Annotated in this window: 23 protein-coding genes and 1 riboswitch; of the genes, 3 read left to right on the top strand and 20 right to left on the bottom strand. The window is 36.2% G+C overall.

Annotated features, from left to right (window positions below):
- Positions 1–19: 19 nt before the first annotated feature.
- The 7 genes from racE to P2Q73_RS15565 form a co-directional block, all read right to left on the bottom strand.
- Positions 20–817, bottom strand: a complete 798-nt coding sequence (racE, locus tag P2Q73_RS15595; protein WP_056831489.1) for a glutamate racemase — start codon at positions 815–817, stop codon at positions 20–22.
- A 10-nt stretch (positions 818–827) separates the two neighbouring features.
- Positions 828–1,286: a MarR family winged helix-turn-helix transcriptional regulator gene (locus P2Q73_RS15590; RefSeq protein ID WP_053588715.1), complete on the bottom strand. Its 459-nt coding sequence runs from the start codon at positions 1,284–1,286 to the stop codon at positions 828–830.
- Between the two features lie 77 nt (positions 1,287–1,363).
- A complete protein-coding gene (locus P2Q73_RS15585) occupies positions 1,364–1,594 on the bottom strand; it encodes a helix-turn-helix domain-containing protein (RefSeq protein ID WP_053588714.1) in 231 nt (76 codons plus the stop codon).
- A gap of 66 nt (positions 1,595–1,660) precedes the next feature.
- Entirely contained in the window at positions 1,661–2,104 is a 444-nt protein-coding gene (locus P2Q73_RS15580) for an acyl-CoA thioesterase (protein WP_053588713.1), read from the bottom strand.
- A 127-nt stretch (positions 2,105–2,231) separates the two neighbouring features.
- Positions 2,232–3,008 (bottom strand): succinate dehydrogenase iron-sulfur subunit, encoded by a 777-nt coding sequence (gene sdhB, locus P2Q73_RS15575; RefSeq protein ID WP_053588712.1) that lies wholly within the window; start codon positions 3,006–3,008, stop codon positions 2,232–2,234.
- A gap of 2 nt (positions 3,009–3,010) precedes the next feature.
- Positions 3,011–4,771, bottom strand: coding sequence for a succinate dehydrogenase flavoprotein subunit (sdhA, locus tag P2Q73_RS15570; protein WP_056831487.1), 1,761 nt, complete (start codon positions 4,769–4,771; stop codon positions 3,011–3,013).
- A 48-nt stretch (positions 4,772–4,819) separates the two neighbouring features.
- Positions 4,820–5,431, bottom strand: a complete 612-nt coding sequence (locus tag P2Q73_RS15565; RefSeq protein WP_053588710.1) for a succinate dehydrogenase cytochrome b558 subunit — start codon at positions 5,429–5,431, stop codon at positions 4,820–4,822.
- 292 nt (positions 5,432–5,723) lie between these two features.
- Between P2Q73_RS15565 and P2Q73_RS15560 the strand changes: the two genes are divergently transcribed.
- Positions 5,724–6,140 carry a YslB family protein gene (locus tag P2Q73_RS15560; protein WP_053588709.1) on the top strand — a complete coding sequence of 139 codons (417 nt, stop codon included), beginning with the start codon at positions 5,724–5,726 and terminating at the stop codon, positions 6,138–6,140.
- 50 nt (positions 6,141–6,190) lie between these two features.
- Here P2Q73_RS15560 and P2Q73_RS15555 read toward each other — a convergent pair whose 3' ends face one another.
- The 13 genes from P2Q73_RS15555 to zapA form a co-directional block, all read right to left on the bottom strand.
- Positions 6,191–7,408, bottom strand: coding sequence for an aspartate kinase (locus tag P2Q73_RS15555; protein WP_275788944.1), 1,218 nt, complete (start codon positions 7,406–7,408; stop codon positions 6,191–6,193).
- A gap of 151 nt (positions 7,409–7,559) precedes the next feature.
- Positions 7,560–7,739, bottom strand: a riboswitch (Lysine riboswitch).
- Between the two features lie 38 nt (positions 7,740–7,777).
- Positions 7,778–9,568 carry an excinuclease ABC subunit UvrC gene (uvrC, locus tag P2Q73_RS15550; RefSeq protein WP_053588707.1) on the bottom strand — a complete coding sequence of 597 codons (1,791 nt, stop codon included), beginning with the start codon at positions 9,566–9,568 and terminating at the stop codon, positions 7,778–7,780.
- A 52-nt stretch (positions 9,569–9,620) separates the two neighbouring features.
- Positions 9,621–9,935, bottom strand: a complete 315-nt coding sequence (gene trxA, locus P2Q73_RS15545) for a thioredoxin (RefSeq protein ID WP_053588706.1) — start codon at positions 9,933–9,935, stop codon at positions 9,621–9,623.
- A 356-nt stretch (positions 9,936–10,291) separates the two neighbouring features.
- Positions 10,292–11,269: an electron transfer flavoprotein subunit alpha/FixB family protein gene (locus P2Q73_RS15540; RefSeq protein ID WP_056831481.1), complete on the bottom strand. Its 978-nt coding sequence runs from the start codon at positions 11,267–11,269 to the stop codon at positions 10,292–10,294.
- Between the two features lie 80 nt (positions 11,270–11,349).
- On the bottom strand, positions 11,350–12,123 hold the full coding sequence (locus tag P2Q73_RS15535) for an electron transfer flavoprotein subunit beta/FixA family protein (protein WP_053588704.1): 774 nt from the start codon (positions 12,121–12,123) through the stop codon (positions 11,350–11,352).
- Between the two features lie 37 nt (positions 12,124–12,160).
- Positions 12,161–12,934 (bottom strand): enoyl-CoA hydratase, encoded by a 774-nt coding sequence (locus P2Q73_RS15530; protein ID WP_053588703.1) that lies wholly within the window; start codon positions 12,932–12,934, stop codon positions 12,161–12,163.
- A gap of 18 nt (positions 12,935–12,952) precedes the next feature.
- The gene (locus tag P2Q73_RS15525; RefSeq protein WP_053588702.1) at positions 12,953–13,534 is read right to left on the bottom strand and encodes a TetR/AcrR family transcriptional regulator; all 582 of its coding nucleotides are present in this window, start codon (positions 13,532–13,534) and stop codon (positions 12,953–12,955) included.
- Between the two features lie 86 nt (positions 13,535–13,620).
- Positions 13,621–15,315: a long-chain-fatty-acid--CoA ligase gene (locus P2Q73_RS15520; RefSeq protein WP_056831479.1), complete on the bottom strand. Its 1,695-nt coding sequence runs from the start codon at positions 15,313–15,315 to the stop codon at positions 13,621–13,623.
- A 206-nt stretch (positions 15,316–15,521) separates the two neighbouring features.
- Positions 15,522–15,935: a DUF350 domain-containing protein gene (locus P2Q73_RS15515; protein ID WP_053588700.1), complete on the bottom strand. Its 414-nt coding sequence runs from the start codon at positions 15,933–15,935 to the stop codon at positions 15,522–15,524.
- A gap of 68 nt (positions 15,936–16,003) precedes the next feature.
- Complete coding sequence (locus P2Q73_RS15510; protein WP_275788935.1) at positions 16,004–18,367, bottom strand: endonuclease MutS2; 2,364 nt, start codon at positions 18,365–18,367, stop codon at positions 16,004–16,006.
- A 15-nt stretch (positions 18,368–18,382) separates the two neighbouring features.
- Complete coding sequence (gene polX / locus P2Q73_RS15505) at positions 18,383–20,086, bottom strand: DNA polymerase/3'-5' exonuclease PolX (RefSeq protein ID WP_275788932.1); 1,704 nt, start codon at positions 20,084–20,086, stop codon at positions 18,383–18,385.
- Positions 20,087–20,192: 106 nt separating this feature from the next.
- On the bottom strand, positions 20,193–20,735 hold the full coding sequence (locus P2Q73_RS15500) for a CvpA family protein (protein ID WP_053588697.1): 543 nt from the start codon (positions 20,733–20,735) through the stop codon (positions 20,193–20,195).
- A gap of 4 nt (positions 20,736–20,739) precedes the next feature.
- Entirely contained in the window at positions 20,740–21,000 is a 261-nt protein-coding gene (gene zapA / locus P2Q73_RS15495) for a cell division protein ZapA (RefSeq protein ID WP_056831474.1), read from the bottom strand.
- Positions 21,001–21,078: 78 nt separating this feature from the next.
- Between zapA and rnhC the strand changes: the two genes are divergently transcribed.
- Positions 21,079–22,005, top strand: a complete 927-nt coding sequence (rnhC, locus tag P2Q73_RS15490; protein WP_275788927.1) for a ribonuclease HIII — start codon at positions 21,079–21,081, stop codon at positions 22,003–22,005.
- A 153-nt stretch (positions 22,006–22,158) separates the two neighbouring features.
- Entirely contained in the window at positions 22,159–23,448 is a 1,290-nt protein-coding gene (gene rpoN / locus P2Q73_RS15485) for an RNA polymerase factor sigma-54 (RefSeq protein WP_275788924.1), read from the top strand.
- The last annotated feature ends 357 nt before the right edge of the window (positions 23,449–23,805 follow it).

Genomic DNA, 23,805 nt, shown 5'->3' with positions numbered 1-23,805 from the left:
GATTCTCAAGTTAACAGGGTCATGTAAATGAAATTGTTCTTACATCCGCATTTTGAAGTACTAACCACTTCTCGACAATTGTCTTAAAGATTGGAATAGAGCCAGTTGTATAGAATATTGGCTGCTTGTTACCCGAAAGTGGATTATGCATTTGATGATAATCCAAGTACTCTAATACTTCCTGTGCTGTTTCCTCTGCCGAGGAAAGCACCTTTACCTGAGGGCCAACAGCTTCCTCTATGTATTTTTGTAATAAAGGGTAATGTGTACATCCAAGGATGACCGTATCAAATTGTTCATTTTGCAATGGTAATAACGTGTTAAATACCATGTTACGGGCAAATTCCCCTTCATACTCATTGCTTTCCACAAGAGGCACGAAAGTAGGGCATGCAAGCGGTATAACTTTACTCGATGAATTCAGAGCAGTTATAGCCTCTTCATAAGCCCCACTTTTTATTGTACCGCTTGTACCTAAGACTACAATTTCATTTTTTTTTGTAGCTTTCATCGCCGCACGTGCGCCTGGAAAAATAACACCAATTACTGGAAAGGGCATTTTTTTGCTTAAAGAATCAAGTGCAACGGCCGTTGCTGTATTACAAGCAATGACTAGCATTTTAATGTTCATTTTAGATAAGGCAGTTGCTAATTGCCATGTAAACTTACGTACTTCTCCGCTTGAACGCGGTCCATATGGACATCTTGCAGTATCACCAATATAAATAATTTCTTCATTCGGCAAAAGTCGCATAATTTCTTTTGCGACTGTTAAACCGCCAACTCCAGAGTCTATAACGCCAATCGGGGCTTTCACTTTTAATTCCTCAGTTCTTTTTCATCTCTTGATGTAATTTTTCTAATAATGTAGATAGATTTGCTACTTCGTCTTTGTTAAATTGTTTTAGTATGTCTTCTAAATAATTTTGTCTTTTAGCTATTACTTCTTCAATGATACGTTCGCCTTCTTTTAATAAATGTATTCGCACTACACGACGATCTTGATCATCTCTAATTCTTTGAACCAGTTCGCTTCTTTCCATACGGTCGATTAAATCGGTCGTTGTACTAAAAGCTAAATACATTTTATTTGATAAATCGCCAATTGTCATATCTCCTTGCTCCAAGAGCCATTGAAGTGCCACAAACTGTGGGGGAGTTATTGTATAGGCATTTAAAATTTGACGCCCTTTTTGCTTGATGATGCCCGATATATGTCTAAGTTCTTTTTCTAAAAAAGCAACCTCTTGATGATCATGGTGTGCATTTTTTGTTTCATCTGCCATTTAATCCTTCACTCCTCAAAACATTACGTTCTATTTATTATTGTGACGTGTTCTGAGGAAAATGGCAAGGATTCTAATTAATTCAACGATAGTTCACCTAATCGTAATAATTCGACAATCGCTTGTGACCTACCCGATACTCCTAATTTTTGTATCGTATTGGAAATATGATTTCTTACTGTTTTTTCACTTATAGATAACTGTACAGATATTTCTTTTGTAGAATAATCCTCTACTAATAACTGAAATATTTGACGTTCCCTGCTCGTCAGTATTGATCGATGCTGATTACTATCATACAATGCCATAGCCCCCCTATCCACTCTTCTACTAACGTATGTAGCATGGGGAAAGTAGGTGACGGCTAGTGATACCTACTTATTAAAAACTTTTAATTTTTCTTCGGACCATTTTGATCCTTTTCCTGTTTTTTTATCAATTTGTACCATCGTACCTCTTCCAGTGAAGACGATTTCCTGCTTCACATTTTTAGCCATATAATGGATATCTATGGATGAAGAACCTACAGAATTGATTTTCACATAAATCCGAAGCTTTTCATCGAAAAACACTTGTCTCAAGTAATCGCATTGCAAATCAGCAACAACTGGGATGGTTTCATTAGTAGGGTTTAGCCAATCATTCATTAACTTTATATGTTTTAGAAACTCAATACGTGCATACTCAAAATACGCAAAAGTCACCGTATTATTTAAATGTCCGAACATATCTGTTTCTGAAAAACGAACACTTACTTCTGAATAAAAAGTAAATTCCTGCTCCCAACTTTTTATATCTTCTATGTAACTAGCTCTCATGAAAACCATCCTCCTAATAACTGAATATTAATTCATTTATTATAGCAAAAAAATAAAAAATCTGCATAGAATACTAAATTCTACACAGATTTTACTTTATAGTGCTCTTAGAAAACGATTTCTACAATTAATCGACCATGTGATCGCTTCCGAAGAAGTTTTTGAACATTTGAACAGTTGTATCACGGTTTAAAGCTGCAATGGATGTTGTTAACGGAATACCTTTTGGACATGCAACTACACAGTTTTGTGCGTTACCACAGTTTGCAAGGCCTCCGTCTCCCATAATTGCGTTTAATCTTTCATCCTTGTTCATAGAACCTGTTGGGTGAGCGTTAAATAAACGTACTTGTGAAAGTGGTGCTGGTCCAATAAAGTTAGAACCGCTATTAACATTAGGACAAGCTTCCAAACAAACACCACAAGTCATACATTTAGATAATTCATACGCCCACTGACGCTTACGTTCCGGCATACGAGGACCTTCTCCAAGTTCGTATGATCCATCAATTGGAACCCATGCTTTTACTTTTTTCAAAGAATCAAACATACGAGTTCTATCAACTTGAAGGTCACGAACTACTGGGAATGTTTTCATTGGTGCCAAACGAATAGGTTGAGTCAATTGATCAACAAGTGCTGAACATGATTGACGTGGCTTATCATTTATAACCATTGAACAAGCTCCGCATACTTCCTCTAGACAGTTCATATCCCATGTTACTGGAGACGTCGCTTTTCCATCAGCATTGACTGGATTTTGACGAATTTCCATTAAGGCAGAGATAACGTTCATATTAGGACGATAGTTCACTTCGAACTTTTCCCAATACGGTGTAGATTCAGGAGTATCTTGGCGGAGAATCTCAAAAGCAACTTTTTTTGTTTCTGTCGCTGTAACCATTTTTATTTTTCTCCTTTCGTAGAAGAATAATCACGTTTACGAGGTGGAACAAGTGATACATCTACTTCTTCATAATAAATAACAGGAGCACCAGTAGCTGGATCAAACTTAGCCATTGTTGTTTTCAAGAATTCCTCATCATTACGTTCTGGGAAATCTGGTTTGTAATGTGCTCCACGACTTTCATTACGTTTTAGTGCACCTATCGTAATAACGCGTGCTAAGTATAGCATATTTTTTAATTGACGAGTAAATGAAGCGCCTTGGTTTGACCATTTTTGCGTATCATCCATATTGATATTCTCGTAGCGCTCTAGTAATTCTTGGATTTTTTTATCGGTAGCTTCAAGTTTGTCATTGTAACGTACAACCGTTACATTATCAGTCATCCACTCACCTAACTCTTTATGAAGTAAGTAAGCATTTTCAGTACCTTTCATCGCTAACGTTTTATCCCATTTCTCTTGCTCAAGTTGAACCTCTGCATCGAAAATAGTAGAATCCATATCTTCTGCATGAGAATCAAGATTTCTCATATATTTAACTGCATTAGGACCAGCTACACTTCCACCAAATACAGCAGAAAGTAATGAGTTAGCTCCTAAACGGTTAGCACCATGTTGTGAATAATCACATTCACCTGCAGCAAATAAACCAGGAATATTAGTCATTTGATCTTCATCAACCCAAAGTCCGCCCATAGAGTAATGAACAGCTGGGAAGATTTTCATTGGAACTTTACGAGGGTCATCACCAGTGAATTTTTCGTAAATTTCAATGATACCACCAAGTTTAACATCTAGTTCATGAGGATCTTTATGTGAAAGATCTAAGTAAACCATGTTTTCGCCATTAATACCTAGTTTTTGGTTAACACATACGTCGAAAATTTCACGTGTTGCAATATCACGTGGAACTAGATTTCCGTAGGCAGGATATTTCTCTTCAAGGAAGTACCAAGGTTTACCGTCTTTGTAAGTCCAAATACGTCCACCTTCACCACGTGCAGATTCTGACATTAATCGTAGTTTATCATCACCAGGTATTGCAGTAGGATGAATTTGTATAAATTCCCCGTTTGAATAATATGCACCTTGTTGATAAACGATAGAAGCTGCAGAACCAGTGTTAATAATAGAGTTAGTTGTTTTACCAAAGATAATACCAGGACCACCAGTAGCCATGATAACAGCATCTCCACGGAAAGCACGAATTTCCATAGTTTTAAGGTTTTGTGCTTTAATACCGCGACAAACACCTTCGCTATCTTTAATTATTCCAAGGAATTCCCATCCTTCGAATTTTGTAACAAGACCGTCTACCTCGAAACGACGTACTTGCTCGTCCAAAGCATATAGAAGTTGTTGACCAGTCGTTGCACCAGCAAACGCTGTACGGTGCATCAATGTACCACCAAAACGACGGAAGTCTAATAATCCTTCAGGTGTACGGTTAAACATTACACCCATACGATCAAATAAATTTATAATTCCAGGTGCAGCATCAGTCATTGCTTTTACTGGACCTTGGTTTGCTAAGAAGTCTCCGCCATAAACAGTGTCATCTAAATGTACTGCTGGTGAATCTCCTTCACCTTTTGTATTTACAGCCCCGTTAATACCGCCTTGTGCACAAACAGAGTGTGAGCGTTTTACAGGAACTAATGAAAATAGATCTACATGCGTACCATCTTCGGCCGCTTTCATTGTTGCCATTAATCCGGCTAATCCACCACCGACAACAATAAGTTTACTTTTTGCCATGTCAATCTCACTCCTCATTTTAATAGTAGTTGAACGTGTAGAAGGATCTTATACGAACGCAAGAAGAGCTTGTACACCAACTACAGATAACGCTAGGAAGATTATTAATGTTACATAAGTAACAATTTGTTGTGATTTTGCAGATTGAGTAATTCCCCAGCTTACAAGGAATGACCAAATACCATTTGCTAAGTGGAAGGTAGCAGAAATTACACCTACTATATAGAAGCCTAACATCCATGGGTTTGATAAAATTTCAACCATCATGTTAAAATTAACTTCTTTCGCTCCAATAGCTGCTTGGAATCTTGTTTCAAATACATGCCAAGCGATGAATACAACAAGAAAGATTCCAGTGAAACGTTGTAAAATGAACAAATAATTACGAAGTGTTCCAAAGTTTTTCGGATTATTTTTTGCAGTAAATGCAATATAAACCCCGTAAAATGCATGGAACATCAACGGTAAGTAAATTACAAAGACTTCCAAGAATAATAAGAATGGAAGACTCTCCATAAAGTGTGTTGCCCCATTAAATGCTTCTGGTCCTTTAGTAGCAAAATGGTTAATGATCAAATGTTGCGTCAAAAACAATCCAACAGGAATAATTCCTAATAGTGAATGTAGTCGGCGCCAGTAAAATTCGCGATCTTTCGACAAAACAGTTACCCCCCTCAGATTTACAATTGACGCAATGATTACTATTGTAATAGAACAATAGGATTCATTCCGTACTCACATCATCATGTTTCGAATTTATGACATATCCATTGTACTCTCAACACTCTAGAGCGTCAAGATTTCTTTCCCACTATTCAAAATGTAAAATGATTCATTTCCCTATAATGATTAGACTATTTTTTCACATACTATATACCCTTACCAAGTGAAATTTTTTTATGATAAAATAAACTAGATTATTAGAATTTAGCTTAGAAAGAAGGGTTGCTACTTGGATGAAAAGGAACATTCACATGTAACTTCCTTTGGATATGAATTAATACGCGATCACGTTCTTGCTTCTATTCTCGGAAAACATGAAAAAGATATTCTATATTGGGCAGGGAAAGACCTAGCCCGCAAATTTCCCCTATATTCGATGGAAGAGGCCTCCTCTTTCTTTCAAGAAGCAGGTTGGGGAATTTTAGTTTTAGAAAAAACGACAAAAGATTCCGCTTTTTATACTTTACAAACCTTAAATTTGCCACAAAGCGGGAAAGGCAGAAGTCATCGATTAGAAGCTGGTTTTTTAGCTGAACAACAGCAGAAAATTGGTGGTTATTTAACAGAATGCTATGACGAACAGCAAAAGAAAAATGGAATCGTCACTTTTCAAGTTAAATGGGACTTAAAAACTACTATTTTATAATGATGCAAAAAAGCAATGTACAAAAAAACCGTACATTGCTTTTTTGTTTGTTATGCAATCTCTAAACCAAATTCATTGTGTAAGGCATTAGCCGCTGAAATCATATCCGTTTGAGGTACGACGACAGATACTTTTATTTCTGATGTGCTTACCATCTTCACAGGAATATTTTCTTTTCGAAGACGATCGAACATTTGGGCAGCAACACCGGGATTAGAAACCATACCCGAGCCAACGATCGAGACTTTTGCCAGACCTACTTCAAAGTCAGCAAATGTAAAGCCAAGATTTTGTTTATTGGATTCCAACACCGTAATCGCTTCCGCTAATGATTCTTTTTTGATAGAAAATGAAACTGCTGGTTTTACACCGTCCACTATCGACTGCACGATTATATCAACATCTATATGATTTGCTGCAAGTGTCGTAAATATAGAAGCTAAAGACCCATTAAACGGTACTTCATATTCGATTGTTAAACGGACTATATCGGATTCAAAAGCAACTCCTCGAACAACTAAATTATTTTCCACATCGACTTCCTCCTTTAAAATTGTACCCTCTTCCTCACTAAAACTTGGGCGTACACGTAATGGTATCTTGTAGTTTTTTGCAAATTCAACTGCTCTTGGATGTAATACACCTGCACCTAAGTTGGCAAGTTCTAACATTTCATCATATTCAAGTTGCTCCAGTTTCCGGGCATTTTTGATATATCGGGGATCTGAAGTATATATTCCATCTACATCTGTGTAGATATCACAAATTTCTGCCCCGATAGAAGCTGCAATTGCCACTGCGGAGGTATCTGAGCCACCTCTACCGAGTGTTGTAATGTCTCCCTGTGTGGAAATACCTTGAAAACCTGCAACAATCACTACCTTATCTTCCGAAAGATTGTCCAAAATTTTGGAAGGATCGAGCGTAAGGATTTTGGCATTTCTATGTACATCATCTGTCTGTAATCCTGCTTGCCATCCAGTTAAAGAAATTGCATCTATTCCTAAAGTACTTAATTTGATGGCCAATAGAGACATGGTGATCTGTTCTCCTGTTGATAGAAGCATATCCATTTCCCTTTTTGATGGTGCATCCGATAACTCGTTCGCCAAATCCACTAGTTCATCTGTAGATTTCCCCATAGCTGAGACAACTACTACAACCTCATTACCTTTTTCTTTCTCCATTTGAATTCTTCTAGCAACGTTAGCAATTTTTTCTGTAGTGGCAACGGAAGTACCACCAAATTTCATTACGATTTTACTCATGAACATCTTCTCCCTTATTTCATTATCTATCAATGCAACCGCCTATGTTTGCATCATAATAAGGCGCTGGAGTTGGGACGAGAACTGAATAAAAAAAGCTTCTCACATATTGTGAAAAGCTTTGTCCCATACACGGTCAAAAGAATTGTCCATGTGAGATAGCCCTCCAGAATATTGCATTCTGACAATTCTACATTTATTAAATGCAGAACCAACATAAGAAAAGGAAAAGCTTTTCTATGTTTCGGCGAACGACCCTTTCCTCAACCATCACAGGATCTTTTCATCCTTCTGCTGAGTACTCTTGTCAATTCGCACCTCTATCTTCACTTAAAGTGAATATTAAATTGTTTCAACCATAACATAAGACTATTCAGAAGACAATAACTTTTTCTGAAAATGAGCTATCATTATATCTGCTAACTTTTCAGGAAGCCCTGCCTCCATGAATTCTTCTTTACTAGCCGCTTGCATTTTCTTAATGGAACCAAAATGCTTTAATAATAATGTCTTTCTCTTTGGCCCAATTCCTTCGATACCATCTAATGAAGAAGCAATTGTATGTTTTCCACGCTGTTGTCGATGAAATGTAATTGCAAAACGATGTACTTCATCTTGTATTCGCTGTAATAGGTAAAACGCTTCACTTGTTCGTTTCATCGCTATAATTTCCATGGGATCTCCAAATAGCAACTGGGAAGTTTGATGTTTTCCATCTTTCGCAAGACCTGCAATAGGAATATCTAATCCTAATTCATCTTCGATAACCTCTCGTGCAGCCTCTATTTGACCTTTTCCACCATCAATAATGATTAAATCAGGCAAAGGCAAGTTTTCTTTTAAAACTCTTGTGTATCTTCTTCTTACTACTTCACGCATCGCTCCATAATCATCATGTTTGGCAGCTGTTCTTGTTTTATATTTTCGATAATCTTTTTTATATGCTCTACCATCAACAAAAACAACCATTGCTGATACTGCATCCGTTCCATGTATATGCGAATTATCAAAAGCTTCAATTCGACTTGGAATTGCGATACCCATTAAGTCGCCTAATTCTTCTACAGCACCAATAGTACGTTCTTCTTGTCTCTCAATAAGATGAAATTTCTCATTCAAAGCCAACACTGCATTTTTCTCTGCGAGATCTACTAAATTCTTTTTGGTTCCTTTTTGAGGTATTATGACTTTCATTTCTAGTAATTCAGTTGCTAAATGCAGATCTGTACTATTTGGCACAAAAATTTCTCTTGGCTTGATATGTTCGGGTTTTGCATAAAACTGACCTAAAAATGTTAGAAACTCTTCCTCTGGATCACGATAAATAGGAAATAAAGAAACATCCCTTTCGATTAACTTCCCTTGTCGAACAAAGAATACTTGGACACACATCCACCCTTTGTCAACGGAATACCCAAATACATCTCGACTAGTAAAGTCATTCATTGTCATTTTTTGTTTTTCCATCACTTGTTCAATATGAGATATTTGATCTCGATATTCCTTAGCACGCTCAAATTCTAAGCTTTCGGCAGCAGCATTCATTTTTTCCGTCAGATTATTCTTCACAGTTGTATGTCCGCCATTTAAGAAGCTAGATATCTCTTGAATTATTTCGTTATAAGTGGATTCCTCTATTTTTTTCACGCATGGTGCTAGACATTGTCCCATGTGATAATATAGGCAAACACGATTAGGCATTTTCTGACATTTACGTAATGGATATAATCTGTCCAATAGCTTTTTTGTTTCATGAGCGGCGTGAGAATTAGGATAGGGGCCAAAATATTTCCCTTTATCTTTTTTAACCTGTCTTGTAATAATAAGTTTAGGGTTCTTTTCAGCTGTAATTTTAATGTATGGGTACGTCTTATCGTCCTTTAGCATGATATTATACTTTGGGTCATGTTTTTTAATAAGATGAAGCTCGAGTATTAATGCTTCTAATTCAGACGATGTAACGATATATTCGAAGTCAACTATTTCTTGAACAAGTCTTTGGGTTTTTCCATCGTGAGATCCAGTAAAATAAGAACGCACACGATTTTTTAGTATCTTAGCTTTACCGACATAAATAATAGTACCTTGTCGATCCTTCATTAAATAACAACCAGGTTGATCTGGTAAAATTGCACACTTCTGTTGAATCAAATCATTCATATTATCACCTGTTTAAAAAAACCGGGCACCATTCAGGACACCCGGTTTAATATTATGCGTTTTTTTCTACAAATTGAACTAATGCTTCTTTTGGTTGGAAACCAACTGCTTTGTCTACTGGTTGCCCATCTTTAAATAATACTAAAGTTGGTATAGACATAATGCCAAATTGACTTGCAGTTGCTTGGTTTTCATCTACATCTACTTTTACGATTTTTACTTTATCGCTCATTTCAGCATCCATTTCTTCTAAAACAGGAGCAATCATTTTACAAGGGCCACACCATGTTGCCCAAAAATCTACTAATACTAATCCTTTTTCCACTTCTTGAGAGAAGGTTTGATCTGTTCCGTGAACTATTGCCATAAAAAAATTCCTCCTTTGGTTAACTATAGATAGATTATAGCAGACTCATATTGCTACTTCTACATATTAGCTTACACCTGTTGAAGCATTTGATTTTCGAAGCTTACCAGTCGCTTTTAGCGGGAGATCGAGGAGCCTCCAAACAACATATAGAAAATCGTTGAAAAGGCGATACTCCCTGCGGTAAGAGCGTTAGTCGAAGACCCTGGAACGTAACGAGGAGGTAGAGGTAACCCCTGCGGAAAGGGAGCCATTTCAACGAATTTCTTATTTATTGGACAACCCCAGGGGTGTCATCTTACTCCCTTACTCTCCTACAAGCAAAAGCTCGGCTCCAAAGAGAGCCGAGCAATTTTTTAAGCGTTTACTTTTAACTTCTTAAATTCCTCTGTAAGCATTGGAATTACTTCAAATAAATCTCCTACAATACCATAGTCAGCTACTTTGAAAATATTCGCTTCTGGATCTTTATTGATCGCAACAATAATTTTCGAGTTAGACATACCTGCTAAATGTTGGATAGCTCCTGAAATACCTGCTGCTATATAAAGGTCTGGGGTAACAACTTTTCCTGTTTGACCAATTTGCAGTGAATAGTCACAATAGTCCGCGTCACAAGCTCCACGAGATGCTCCAACTGCCCCACCTAAAACGTCTGCAAGCTCTTTTAAAGGCGCGAAACCTTCTTCACTCTTCACACCACGTCCACCAGCAACAACCACTTTTGCCTCTGATAAGTCAACACCTTCAGTAGATTTACGAACTACTTCTTTAATAATAGTTCGTAGATTCGTAATATCAACAGATAAGGAAGAAACATCTACTGATTTACTATCATCTTTTGCAAGTGGTGCAATATTATTTGGACGGATCGTAATAAATTCAATTCCTTCTTTTACTTTAACCTTTTCAAATGCTTTACCAGAATAAATTGGGCGAACAAATACTGCTGAATCACCTTCACCCTCAATTGATGTAACATCCGATACTAAGCCAACTTGTAATTTACTAGCAATTTTCGGTGATAAATCTTTACCTAATGCAGTATGTCCAAAAACAATAGCTTCTGGTTGCTCTTGGTCAATTACAGCAAGTAATGCTTGCCCGTAGCCATCAGAAGTATATTGTTTTAAATGAGGATGTTCTACAGTGATAACGCGGTCTGCTCCAAATTTTCCTAATTCACCAGCAAAATCCTTCACTGAATCTCCTAAGAGAACACTAACTACTTCTCCGCCACTTGAAATTTGTTTTGCAGCGGCAATTGCTTCGTATGATACATTACGTAAAGCACCTTCACGTGCTTCTCCTAATACTAATACTTTTTTAGACATGTTTATTTCCTCCTATTTTAAATATAAATTCGTTCATAATCAGTTCTCCACTTAAATGTGGAAGCTTCTGAAGAAAATGATTAAATCACTTTTGCTTCTGAATGAAGTAAATGAACTAACTCTTTTACTTGGTCAGCTAAATCGCCTTCCAATATTTTTCCGGCTTCCTTTTTAGGAGGTAAATAAATTTCAATTGTTTCTGTTTTTGCTTCTACATCGTCTTCATCAATATCTAAGTCATCCAACTCTAATTCTTCTAGAGGTTTTTTCTTTGCTTTCATAATTCCAGGCAATGATGGGTAACGTGGTTCGTTTAGTCCCTGTTGAGCTGTTACTAATAGTGGTAAAGAAGTTTCCAGAACTTCTGTATCTCCTTCTACGTCACGTTTGATAGTCACGGTAGTTCCATCAATTTCTAAATTAGTAATAGTTGTAACATAATTGATGCCTAGTAATTCTGCAACACGCGGACCAACTTGACCAGAACCACCGTCAATCGCAACGTTACCTGCTAAGATTAAGTCTGGATTTTTATCTTTTAAGTATTCAGAAATAATATAAGCCGATGTAAATTGATCCAATTCTTCTACATCATCCTCTGTATTGATTAGAACCGCCTTATCTGCTCCCATCGCTAGTGCTGTACGAAGTTGTTTCTCAGCGTCTTCTCCGCCCATCGTTAAGACAGTTACTTCTCCACCATGTGCATCACGAACTTGAATAGCTTCTTCAATTGCATATTCATCGTATGGATTAATGATGAATTCTGCTCCGTCTTCTTGGATTTTGCCACCGTTTACAACAATCTTTTCTTCTGTGTCAAATGTACGTTTTACTAAAACATAAATATTCATGTAGAATTCCTCCTATTGCATCTTATTATTATTATTTTTACTTCCCTTTAAATACAGGATTTCTTTTTTCTAAAAATGCAGTAATACCTTCTTTTGCATCTTCCGAAACAAAAACGGTGCCAAATGCACTTGCTTCCGCTTTCACGCCTTCATGATATGATGCCGGTTTGACAAATTGAAGCATTTCAAGTGCTGCTTTAACAGCAATAGGACTTTTAGTTGCAATTTTACTTGCAAGTTCTTGTGCTCTATTAAATAGCTCTTCTTCCGGATATGCATGATTTGCAAGTCCAAATTGCGCAGCATCTTTGCCACTTATTGGATCACTCGTTAATAACATCTCTGCCGCTTTCGCAAAACCAACATAACGAGGTAGACGTTGCGTTCCTGCAAAACCAGGTATTAATCCTAGTTGTAACTCAGGTAGCCCTAGCTTAGCATTCTCTGCAACTAGTCTTATATGACAGCTCATTGCTAGTTCAAGACCACCACCGAGTGCAGCTCCATGAATTGCAGCAATGACTGGTTTTGAGAATGTTTCTAGTCTTTCAAAGATAGATTGACCACTTGCTGCCAATTCAGAAAATTCTGCTCCTGAAGAAATGGAAGTAAACTCTTTAATATCAGCTCCTGCTGAAAAGAATCTTCCTTCTCCCCTTAACAATATAACTCGGACAGATTCATCGTGTTCTACTGCATCCAGTAATTCATTTATTTCTAATATAACCCCTCTTGCCAACGCATTTGCTGGCGGACGGTTGATCGTAGCTGTTGCTACTCCACCCTCAATAGTCCATGACAAAAATTCCATCTGTTCACTTCCCCTTTGTTATGCTTTTAACCCCTTAAATAATAGACGATGTACTTTTTCTGTTAAGGCAATTAAATCATACTTGTATTCATTCATTACCCAAGTAGTAGTCGTCTCATCAATTGTACCAAAAACCATCTGTCTTGCTAAGCGAATATCAATCGTTGGATCAAATTCACCATTTTCAATTCCTTCTTTTAATATAGTATCCAATAAAACTAGATAGTTTTTCAGTATCTCATTGATTCTTAGTCTTAGCGCTAAATTAGATTGTCTTAACTCTAATTGAGTCACTGTTGCTAAATGATGATCTTCTGCTAATACATTAAAATGATTCTCGATCATTTTAAATAATTTCTCGGAGGATGTCGTATTTTCTTCTAAAATAACTTTTAAATTATCTGCGAACATCTCCATCTTCTCTTCGAAAACTGAGATTAAAATGTCTTCCTTGTTTTTAAAGTATAAATAGATCGTACCGTCGGCTACACCTGCTTGTTTAGCTATTTTTGAAACTTGTGATTGATGATAGCCATTTTCTGCAATAACAATAATTGCCGCATCGATAATTTGTTTATACTTAGGCTTGTCTTTCTTCAATGAATTCACCACCAAAATAAAAATATGAATGATGATTCATTCATATTTTTATATTATATTTAATTTTTCTGAATGTCAATCTTGAATTATGCCTCAAGTGCTTGTGTTAATTTTTCTTTTTCTTCTTCAATTAACTTTCTTCGTAATATCTTTCCGACAGCTGTTTTTGGTAGTTCTTTTCTAAATTCATAGATTCTAGGAACTTTAAAAGCTGCTAGATTTTCACGACAGAACTGATTTAAATCTTCCTCTGTAACTCTTGCACCTTCTTTTAAAACAATAAACGCCTTAACCGTTTCCCCACGATAAGGGTCGGGTACACCTGCTACAACACACTCTTGGACTTCAGGGTGTTCATATAATATTTCTTCCACGTCACGAGGATAAATATTATACCCTCCTGCTATTATCATGTCTTTTTTACGATCAACAACGTAAAAGAAACCGTTTTCATCCATATACCCTAAATCACCTGTTAAAAACCATCCATCACGCATCGACATAGCTGTCTCCTCTGGACGTTTCCAATAGCCCTTCATTACTTGAGGTCCTTTAACAGCTATTTCACCTATTTCACCAGGAGGTAGCGGAATCGTTGAATCAACATTAAAAATAGCAGCATCCGTGTCTGGCCATGGAATACCTACCGATCCTTTTACACGTTCGTCACTATATATTAAATTAGCATGGGTAACAGGGGAAGTCTCTGTTAAACCATAACCCTCCACTAATCTACCACCAGTAACTTTTTCAAACTTCTCTTGGACTTCAGCTGGTAAAGCAGCTGAACCGCTTAAACAAGCAACGATCGAGGATAAGTCATATTTTTGAATATCAGGATGATTTAAAAGACCGATATAAATTGTTGGAGCACCGGGAAATATAGTTGGTTTTTGCTTATCTATCGTTTTAAGTGTAGTCTCCACATCAAACTTTGGTAATAATATCATTCTATTCCCTAACATTACGGAGAAGATCAATACAGTAGTCAGGCCATATACATGAAAGAATGGAAGGACTCCTAAGATGCTTTCTTCTCCTTCAACACATTTATAATTCCAAGCGGTACACATAGCAGTATTAGATACTAAATTTTTATGTGTCAACATAACTCCTTTAGGAAATCCGGTTGTACCCCCAGTGTATTGTAAGAGAGCGATATCTTCTTCAAAATCAAACTCTAGTTTAATAGGTTCCGCTTTTGCGACTTTCATAATTTCAGGGAATAGATGATTCATACCACGATGCTCTACTTTTACACTAAATCCATATTGCTTCTTTTGAATAAATGGATACACTACATTTTTAGGGAAAGGCAAGTAATCTTTAATACCTGTAATAATAATATTTTCAAGCTCTGTCTCTTTTAAGATTTTTGAGATTCGAGGGAATAAAATGTCCATTGCTAATATAACTTTTGCACCCGAATCTTTCATTTGGTAGGATATTTCTCTTTCAGTATACAATGGGTTTGTCTGAACAACAATTGCCCCTGCATAAAGTGCGCCATAGTATCCAATAACCCCTTGTGGACAGTTTGGCAACATAATAGCTACTCGATCACCTTTTTGAATCCCTAAAGTTTGCAGATAATTCGCAAACTTTAAAGAAGATTCATAGAGTTCTTTGTACGTAATATCCTTTCCCATGAAATGAATAGCAACATTCGATGGGAACTTTTCATACGATCTAGTTAGATATTCTTGAACTGGAATAGCTTCATAATCAAGCGTATGCGGTATTTCAGGTGGATAATTTGATAACCATCTTCTTTCTGTCATTATAAAAACCCCCTTTGTTTTATAATAGCGTGAATATTCCTATTTTTGATTATAATGAAAAATGAATGACAATTCAATTCCTTGTAAAAAAAAGAATGAGTTGGCTGCTCATTCTTAATTGATTACTACATATACTATTCCGACTATAACAAAACATATGCCTACTGCTATTAACACTTTCGATAATTTTTCCATTTTAATCTCTCCTAAGAAATACTTGCACCAATAACAAATGACAAACCTACGGAAATTATGAGAGAAATAAAACCAACAGAACGGTTGTCCTGTTCAATTTCTTTGTCCACATTAAAAGATGGTGTTAAAAATTCAAATAACCAATATGCAATGATGAGCAGGAAAAAGCCAAACCCTCCCCATCCAATCATTTCAAAAAGTGAATTATGTTGTTCAATTGAGTAACGGAAAATATTACATACACCAAATATTTTCCCTCCTGTTGCCATTGCAACAGCTATATTCCCGTTTCTGATTTCTGCCCAATTTTTATACTTTGTTACGATTTCAAATATTACCATGGAAACGACTAAGCACAATATGACTACGCTAAAATAGCCAGCAGACTCTACAAGTGGGTTCGACCAAAAACTTAATAGTATCATTTAAATAACCCCTTTAAACTTTTCTTACTCTACGTTCAACAAAATAAAAGGTTTCAAAATTTAATATTTTACTTTAATTCAACAACTGTAACTCCATGTCCGCCTTCTCCCGCTTCTCCATATCGATAACTTTTCACTCGAGTGTGGTTTTTCAAATATTGTTGAATAGCTTGCCTTAATACACCAGTGCCTTTCCCATGAATAATGGAAACACGTGGATAGTTGGCAAGTATTGCGTCATCTAAATATTTTTCTGTACGGATAATTGCATCTTCGTATCTTTCTCCTCGAAGATCTAGCTCGAGTTTCACATGTGAGTCTCTTCCTCTAACCGCATTAACTGATACTGTTTGTTTTTGTTTTTCAGGTTTTATATATTCCAAGTCTGCTTCATCAAGCTTCATTTTCAACATACCTATTTGTACTGACCACTCAGTGTTGGATAGCTTTTCAAGCAATGTACCTTTTTGTCCAAAACTAAGTACCTTTACTTCGTCACCTGCTTTTAATTCTTTCAGTTGTTCGTTTAATTTCTTTTGTTTTTTAAGTACAGGATTGTTCGGTAATGCCTCTTCCAAACGTTTTTTTGCGTCAATTAATTCATGTTCTTTTACGAGCTTATGCGTATTTGCTTGCATCTTTCGTAACTCGCTAATTATTTCATCCGCTTCACGTCTTGCATCTTCCACTATTTTCTTTGCTTTTTCCTTTGCTTTTTGCTCTAATTGCTCTTTCTTCTTATCAAGTTCTGATAGTTTTTGTTCTAACTCTTCTTTTACTTGACGTGCTTCTACTAACTGTTCTTCTGTTTCTTCCGCATCTTTTTCTGCTTGTCTTCTACTTTCTTCAAGAGATGCAATCATGGAATTTACTTCCCCACGGTCCGTACCTGTAAAGGATTGAGCCTGGGAAATAATATGTGTTGGAAGCCCTAAACGTTCCGAAATTTCAAATGCATTACTGCGACCAGGAACACCGATTAACAGTTTATAAGTGGGACTTAGTGTTTCAATATCAAACTCCACGCTTGCATTTGCCACTCCAGGACGATTATAGCCATATGCTTTTAGTTCAGGATAGTGAGTAGTCGCCATAACGCGTGCTCCTGTTCCATGGACCGCATCCAAAATAGATATTGCAAGGGCAGCTCCTTCTTGAGGATCGGTACCTGCACCAAGCTCATCAAATAATATTAAAGACTTTTCATCATATTTCTTTAGAATATCTACGATATTGACCATGTGTGAGGAGAACGTACTTAAACTTTGTTCGATCGATTGCTCATCCCCGATGTCTGCAAATACCGATTCAAACAAAGCCACTTCAGAACCGTCTAAAGCAGGGATTGGTATTCCACTTTGTGCCATCAAAGTACATAAACCTACTGTTTTTAGTGTAACGGTCTTCCCCCCTGTATTAGGACCTGTAATAACAATAGCCGTAATATCTCTTCCAAATTCAATTGTATTTGTAACAGCGTAGTCTACAGGAATAAGTGGATGTCGTGCTTTTACTAACCTAATATATCCTTCATTATTAATAAGCGGCATCGTACATTTCTCCGCTTGTCCATATTTTGCTTTGGCTAGAATAGCGTCAATTTCGCCTAGTATATTAACTAATTGAAAAATTTCGTGACCTACTACTTCAACTTCTGCTGTTAGCTTAATTAAGATTCGTTCAATTTCTTCTTGTTCTTTTACTTTCAAACCCCGAATATCATTATTCAATTGAACAACTGCAGATGGTTCAATAAAAAGCGTTTGCCCTGAAGAAGATTGATCATGAATAATTCCACCATAATGGCTTCTATATTCTGATTTCACAGGTATAACATAGCGGTCATTACGAATCGTAATGATTGAATCTGACAACATTTTAGATGCATTTGCACCTCTAGTATAGCTCTCTAATTTTTCACGTACTCGTCCTACATAAATACGTAGTTGCTGACGAATAGATCTTAGTGTACTACTAGCGCTATCTAAAACGGTACCATTTTCATCTATGCAATCATTTATTTCGTGTTCTAATGCAGTTAGAATAGGAATGGCTTCCTTTTTTTCTAGAAGGTGAGCTATCTGCACATCTTCAGTTTCCGCCACATTTTCTAAAAATTGACGTAAAATTTTACTTGCACGTATGGTGCTTGCTGTTTCCATAAGCTCCATTGGACTTAACATTCCACCTATTTGCGCTCGTTTAGCATGGGGACGTATATCTGTGATTCCCCCCATTGGAACATTACCTCGTAGTCGTAGTACAGTTAAGCCTTCATCCATTTCTTCCAAAAGCTTAGTTACTTTTGCATAGTCCACAGAAGGAACAAGCGCCTCTATATGACTTTTTCCTATAGAAGACGTACAGTATTTCGAAACTTCTTCTCTAATTTTAAAGTATTCTAATGTTTTCAGTGCTCTTTCAGTTATCACTAAGGCACCTCCTATTTATTTCGTTATAAATTGCTTAAACTTATCCAATGACCATGTATTCACAATTTCATCTGTGGATAACCAAGCTTTTTGTGCATAACGTACTCCAAGATCCATGTATTTAAGTTGGTTTATATGATGAGCATCCGTATTTATGGCAATCGGAACACCTGATTCTTTTGCAATCCTCAAATATTCTGTTTTTAAATCTAACCGATAAGGGCTAGCATTGAGTTCAAGTATCTTTCCATATTCCTTTGCCCACTCGATTAAAGTCGGGACATCGGGATTGTACCCATTCCGAGTTTCAATTATTCTTCCGGTAGGGTGTGCAATCATGTGAACAAAAGGATTTTTAATAGCGTTAAACAAACGCTCCATTATTTTCTCCTCCGGCTGACTAAAGCTTGAATGGATTGAAGCAATAACAAAATCCAATTGTTTTAAAACATCCTCATCAAAGTCTAGCGAGCCATCAGGTAGAATATCCATTTCTGTCCCAGTAAATATTTCGATATCTGTATACTTTTCGTTTATCTCGTGAATTGTTTCTATTTGATGCAACAAACGCTCTTTTGTTAGTCCATTTGCTACTTTTAAATAATCGGAATGATCCGTAATGACTAAATGCGAATATCCTTTAGTTCGACAAGCTTCCACCATTTCCTCTATGGAATAAGCTCCATCAGACCAAGTAGTATGCATATGAAGGTCTGCCTTTATATCCTCTAACTTTACAAGTCGTGATAGCTGATCTAGTTTTGTAAATTCTGAGCCATCCTCTCGAACAGTTGGTGGAATAAATGGCAAATCGAAAAATGCGTAGAATTCCTCCTCAGTTTTAAAATGCTGAACTGTCCCGTCTTCTAACTCCACACCGTATTCACTTATTTTTTTCCCTTGGTCCTTTGCAATTTGCCTCATTTTAATATTATGATCTTTTGAACCTGTAAAATGGTTGAGAGCGGAGGCAAATTGATCAATGTTTACTAAACGAAAGTCAACGTCTACCTCATTCTCTACGTCAAGTGTAATAGAAACTTTTGTGTCGCCAGCAGCAATAACTTTTAAAACCGGGAGAACTTTCAAAATTTCTTCTCTAACTTCGATTGGGTACTCTGTTGCAATGATAAAGTCAATGTCCTTACTTGCTTCCTTTACACGTCTATAAGAACCCGCAACAGAAAATTTTTCAATCGCGGTAATATGTGAAAGCTTCTCATTAATTATTTCAACAATTGGCTCTAATAGCCAAACTGCACTTCTTTCAGGTTTCACTTGAAAGTTTTCTAATTCAGCTAGTATTTTCACTTCTGTCTTCGCGGCAAAGCCAGGAAGTTTTTGAACCTTATGTGATTCACATGCTTCTTTCAATGCTTCAATTGAATCTATTTGTAATTCTTTATAAAGCTTTGCAATTTTCTTACCGCCAAGCCCAGGTATTTTTAACATGGGAAGTAATCCACTTGGCACTGAATTTTGTAGTTCAATTAGGAAAGAGGATTCTCCTTTATTCATCAAATCTTCAATAACAGCTCCTGTCGCAGCACCGATCCCTTTAAGTGATAAAATATTATCCATTTCTGAAAGACTTCTTGAATCTAATTCTATTGCTTGGGCAGCTTTCCGAAATGCAGAAACTTTAAAAGGATTCTCACCCTGCAACTCCATATATAATGCAATCTTTTCTAAAGTTTTAATGATTGTCTTTTTATCCAAAACAAAAACCCCTTTCTGTCCATAGAAGCAAGCACTTGGTCAGTGCCTTAAGTTGCTATGTGCTAAGTTTAGATATTCAAAAAAAACTTCCCTCTACTGAGAGAAGTTATTTTTCGATATAAATATACCACCATTTTTTTACTGTTTCCGATAGTAAAGGAGTATGATCCAACATCCAAGATGTCAAAATAGACTTGGAAATTAAATTTTGAATAAAATCTATCGGTAGTAACGCAAAAACATAAAGTAAAACAAATAATATAAAATAAAACTCTATAAATCCTAAAACTGCACCCACAATATTGCTTATAAAACCAAGTATAGGCAAATACTTTAAAAAATCAAACATCGAAGCTAATAACTGTAATGCAAACTTTACAACAACAAAAATAAGTGCAAATGCAATAATACGATAAAATGTTTGATCCAAATCTAAACTTTCTACAGCAATTGTAAGCTTAGAACCCGCAGTTACTGCTGGAAACGGAATCCATAAAACAAATTTATCCGCAAGTGGTTTATAATAAGTATAGGCAACGATTAAAGCGATGATAAATCCAGTCATATGAATAAGCTGAACAATTAACCCTCGTTTTGCGCCAGTAATTAAACCAGCTACTAGTAATATTAAAATCAGAATATCTAACATTTTTTCAGTCCTTTAACTTTTTCACTTCTTCTTCCAGAAGCTCTAATTGTTCTTTTACTTTTATGTAATCGTTTACTGCATTAACGGCTGTTAACACCCCAAGTTTAGCAATATCTAGTTGACTATTATGAGAATGAATTTCTCTCATTTTATCATCTACCATGGAGGCTACAAGACGCATATGTCCAGAAGTTTCTGGACCTACCATTGTATAATTCTGTCCATATATATCAACAGAAATTCTTGTTTTTTGTTGTTCTGACAAAGACATACCCTCCCCCAGAAAATCCTATTAATTATAATAACACGAAATAGATTCTGATGTGAAGAAAGGAACAATCGAATGTCCAATGTAGTGCTAGTGTTATCACCCGATGAGATTAAAAGAGTGAAACTTCATTATATGAATTATAAAATTGAAAGATCTGCTCCAGGTGTCGTTTTTGCGGCAAAGCTAACCGATACAGCTATAACAGTCTATAAATCTGGCAAAGTCATGTTTCAAGGAAACGGAGCATCTCGGGAAGCTTCTTTATGGGGAATGTCTCCTGAAAAAGTTACCGTTTCTACTAAAGGCGATACATTACCACCTAATTTCTCTTCTCTATCTGTCATCGGATCAGATGAAACTGGAACGGGTGATTATTTTGGTCCTATAACAGTTGCTGCATGTTTTGTACGCGAAGACCAAATAGAGTTAGTTAACGAGCTAGGAGTCAAAGATTCAAAAATGCTTACCGATGATGTGATGCGTAAAATGGCACCTGATTTAATGGCTTCATTATCACACAGTGTTCTAGTATTAAAAAATGAAAAATATAATGATATACAGAGCCGAGGTTGGTCCCAGGGGAAAATAAAAGCACTCATGCATAACCAAGCACTCAAGCATGTATTAAACAAAATAAATCCTGAAAAGCCATCTTTTATATTAATCGATCAATTTGCTGAACGTGGAATCTACTATAATCATATTAAGATGGAAAAAGAAATTATACGTGAAAATGTACTCTTCGCTACAAAAGCTGAACAACTTCATGTTTCTGTTGCAGCAGCTTCCATTATAGCAAGATATGCTTTTTTGAAGGAGATGGATCGTCTTACCGAAATAGCCGGAACAACTATCCCTAAAGGTGCTAGCGCAAAAGTGGATGAAATAGCAGCAAAAATTTATAAAAAAAATGGAGAAGCATTTCTAAAATCCATTACAAAATGGCATTTTGCAAACACGCAAAAAGCAATGATGCTTGTTAACAAAAGAGAATTTTAAGCATACTAGAGCAAACGCATTCCATTGTTTTTGCTCTTTTCTTTCTACACCCGTGTTAGAACATTCTTAATATTCATTATTTTTGTCGAAAATTCTGAGAATATATTGTATAATAATGAAAACGCTTTCGTAATTACTGAAGGAGGTTAGTTAATGGATTTGATTCTTAACCAAAGACAGGAACTCGGCTTAGTTATGACATTTCAGTTAAGACAAGCCATCGAACTATTACAATTCTCCACTTACGATTTATATCAATACATAAAAGAACAAGAGATTGAAAATCCATTGATAGAATTAAAGGAACAGACAAAGGATATAGTATATACCGAGCAAACGAATAGAAAATCGCTTTCTTCCTCTCCTACATCAGATATGCTTGATTTTATAAAAAACGATGAAATCAGTATGAGGCAGAAGCTATGTGAACAAGTTAGGCTTCATTTCAAAGAAAAAGATCAACAATTCCTTTTATATCTAGTTCAAAATTTAGATGATAGCGGGTACTTACGTTTAGATGATAGTGCAATATATGATGAAAATACAGTTAAAAGAGGCATCCATCTTCTCCAAGAGATTGGACCAATCGGTATTGGCGCAAGAAGTTTAGTAGAGTGCTTACAATTACAATTAACATACAACTATCCAGATCAATTGCTGGCTAAAGCGATAATTGACAATCACCTTGACCTAATAGCGAATAGAAAGTGGAACGATATTGTACGTGTGATGAAAATATCATTAGAAAAAGTAAAAGAAATTTATGAGTTTATACAAACACTTAACCCAAAGCCTTGTATACACTTGGCTGATTTTAAAGTGGAATATGTAGTACCAGACATTGTTGTTGAATTGAAAGAAGGAAAATTAATTCATTATTTAAATGAAAGCTATTTACCAAAAATTAGTCTAAATAAAGACTATTCCAGTTTATTAAACGTTAAAGATGAAACATCACACTATATTTCCAATCAATTTTCCAAATACAAGTGGCTGATAAACAGTATAGAGCAACGCCGCGTAACCATTTTGAAAATAATGAAAGTGCTATTGGAAAAACAAGCTAGTTTTTTTAAAGAAGGCTTTACATCATTAAAGCCATTAACATTAAAAGATGTCGCAACGGAAATTGACATGCATGAGTCTACTGTTAGTAGAGCTACTATGAATAAAATTATTCAAACTCCTCATGGTACGTTCGATATACGCATGTTATTTACCTCCAAGCTTGAGACAGTGGATGGGAATTCTATCTCTCAAACGGAAGTTAAACAACTCTTAGAAAACATTATTAAGAAAGAAAATAAATGTAAGCCATTATCCGATCAAAAAATAGCCGATTATTTTATAACAGAAAAAGGAATTACAATCTCTAGACGTACAATAACTAAATATCGGGAAGAGTTGAATATTCCTTCTTCTAGTTTACGAAAAGAAATTTAATTGAAAAAGAGATTATGGTCAATCCATAATCTCTTAAACACTAAACATACTTGAATATATTTTATATAGATTAGTTCAGGTTTTCCGAAGCTTACCGCTCGCTTTCCGCGGGCGAGCACCGAGCCGCTTGGGCCAACAGGACGTTGGTCATGCAATCGTTGCCGCAAAAGTTCTTTTGCGACGAGCTTTGCGCAGGAGCAGAACTCGGCGAACTTAGGTTACCTTACATTTGAATAGACGCGCCTATAGCCTTCCTTCCTCTCCTACGCTGAGGGCACTAAAAAGTCCATAGAAATCGACTTTACTAAATAATTTCGTCCGATAAATAAGAAAAGCGTTGAAACGGCTCCCTTTCCG

The sequence above is a fragment of the Bacillus sp. Cr_A10 genome (assembly GCF_029222665.1).
In the GTDB taxonomy this organism is placed as follows: Bacteria; Bacillota; Bacilli; order Bacillales_A; family Planococcaceae; genus Psychrobacillus.
The sequence above is the reverse complement of the archived record's forward strand: the minus strand, read 5'-3'. Positions and strand labels throughout refer to the sequence as shown.

What these genes read in the sequence shown, in the direction of transcription:
- P2Q73_RS15590 (WP_053588715.1), bottom strand. Translation starts at nt 1,286, where the DNA reads ATGGCAGATGAAACAAAAAATGCACACCATGATCATCAAGAGGTTGCT.
- P2Q73_RS15585 (WP_053588714.1), bottom strand. Translation starts at nt 1,594, where the DNA reads ATGGCATTGTATGATAGTAATCAGCATCGATCAATACTGACGAGCAGG.
- P2Q73_RS15580 (WP_053588713.1), bottom strand. Translation starts at nt 2,104, where the DNA reads ATGAGAGCTAGTTACATAGAAGATATAAAAAGTTGGGAGCAGGAATTT.
- sdhB (WP_053588712.1), bottom strand. Translation starts at nt 3,008, where the DNA reads ATGGTTACAGCGACAGAAACAAAAAAAGTTGCTTTTGAGATTCTCCGC.
- sdhA (WP_056831487.1), bottom strand. Translation starts at nt 4,771, where the DNA reads ATGGCAAAAAGTAAACTTATTGTTGTCGGTGGTGGATTAGCCGGATTA.
- P2Q73_RS15555 (WP_275788944.1), bottom strand. Translation starts at nt 7,408, where the DNA reads ATGAGTAAAATCGTAATGAAATTTGGTGGTACTTCCGTTGCCACTACA.
- uvrC (WP_053588707.1), bottom strand. Translation starts at nt 9,568, where the DNA reads ATGAATGATTTGATTCAACAGAAGTGTGCAATTTTACCAGATCAACCT.
- trxA (WP_053588706.1), bottom strand. Translation starts at nt 9,935, where the DNA reads ATGGCAATAGTTCACGGAACAGATCAAACCTTCTCTCAAGAAGTGGAA.
- P2Q73_RS15540 (WP_056831481.1), bottom strand. Translation starts at nt 11,269, where the DNA reads ATGTCTAAAAAAGTATTAGTATTAGGAGAAGCACGTGAAGGTGCTTTA.
- P2Q73_RS15535 (WP_053588704.1), bottom strand. Translation starts at nt 12,123, where the DNA reads ATGAATATTTATGTTTTAGTAAAACGTACATTTGACACAGAAGAAAAG.
- P2Q73_RS15530 (WP_053588703.1), bottom strand. Translation starts at nt 12,934, where the DNA reads ATGGAATTTTTGTCATGGACTATTGAGGGTGGAGTAGCAACAGCTACG.
- P2Q73_RS15520 (WP_056831479.1), bottom strand. Translation starts at nt 15,315, where the DNA reads ATGACAGAAAGAAGATGGTTATCAAATTATCCACCTGAAATACCGCAT.
- P2Q73_RS15515 (WP_053588700.1), bottom strand. Translation starts at nt 15,935, where the DNA reads ATGATACTATTAAGTTTTTGGTCGAACCCACTTGTAGAGTCTGCTGGC.
- P2Q73_RS15500 (WP_053588697.1), bottom strand. Translation starts at nt 20,735, where the DNA reads ATGTTAGATATTCTGATTTTAATATTACTAGTAGCTGGTTTAATTACT.
- rnhC (WP_275788927.1), top strand. Translation starts at nt 21,079, where the DNA reads ATGTCCAATGTAGTGCTAGTGTTATCACCCGATGAGATTAAAAGAGTG.
- rpoN (WP_275788924.1), top strand. Translation starts at nt 22,159, where the DNA reads ATGGATTTGATTCTTAACCAAAGACAGGAACTCGGCTTAGTTATGACA.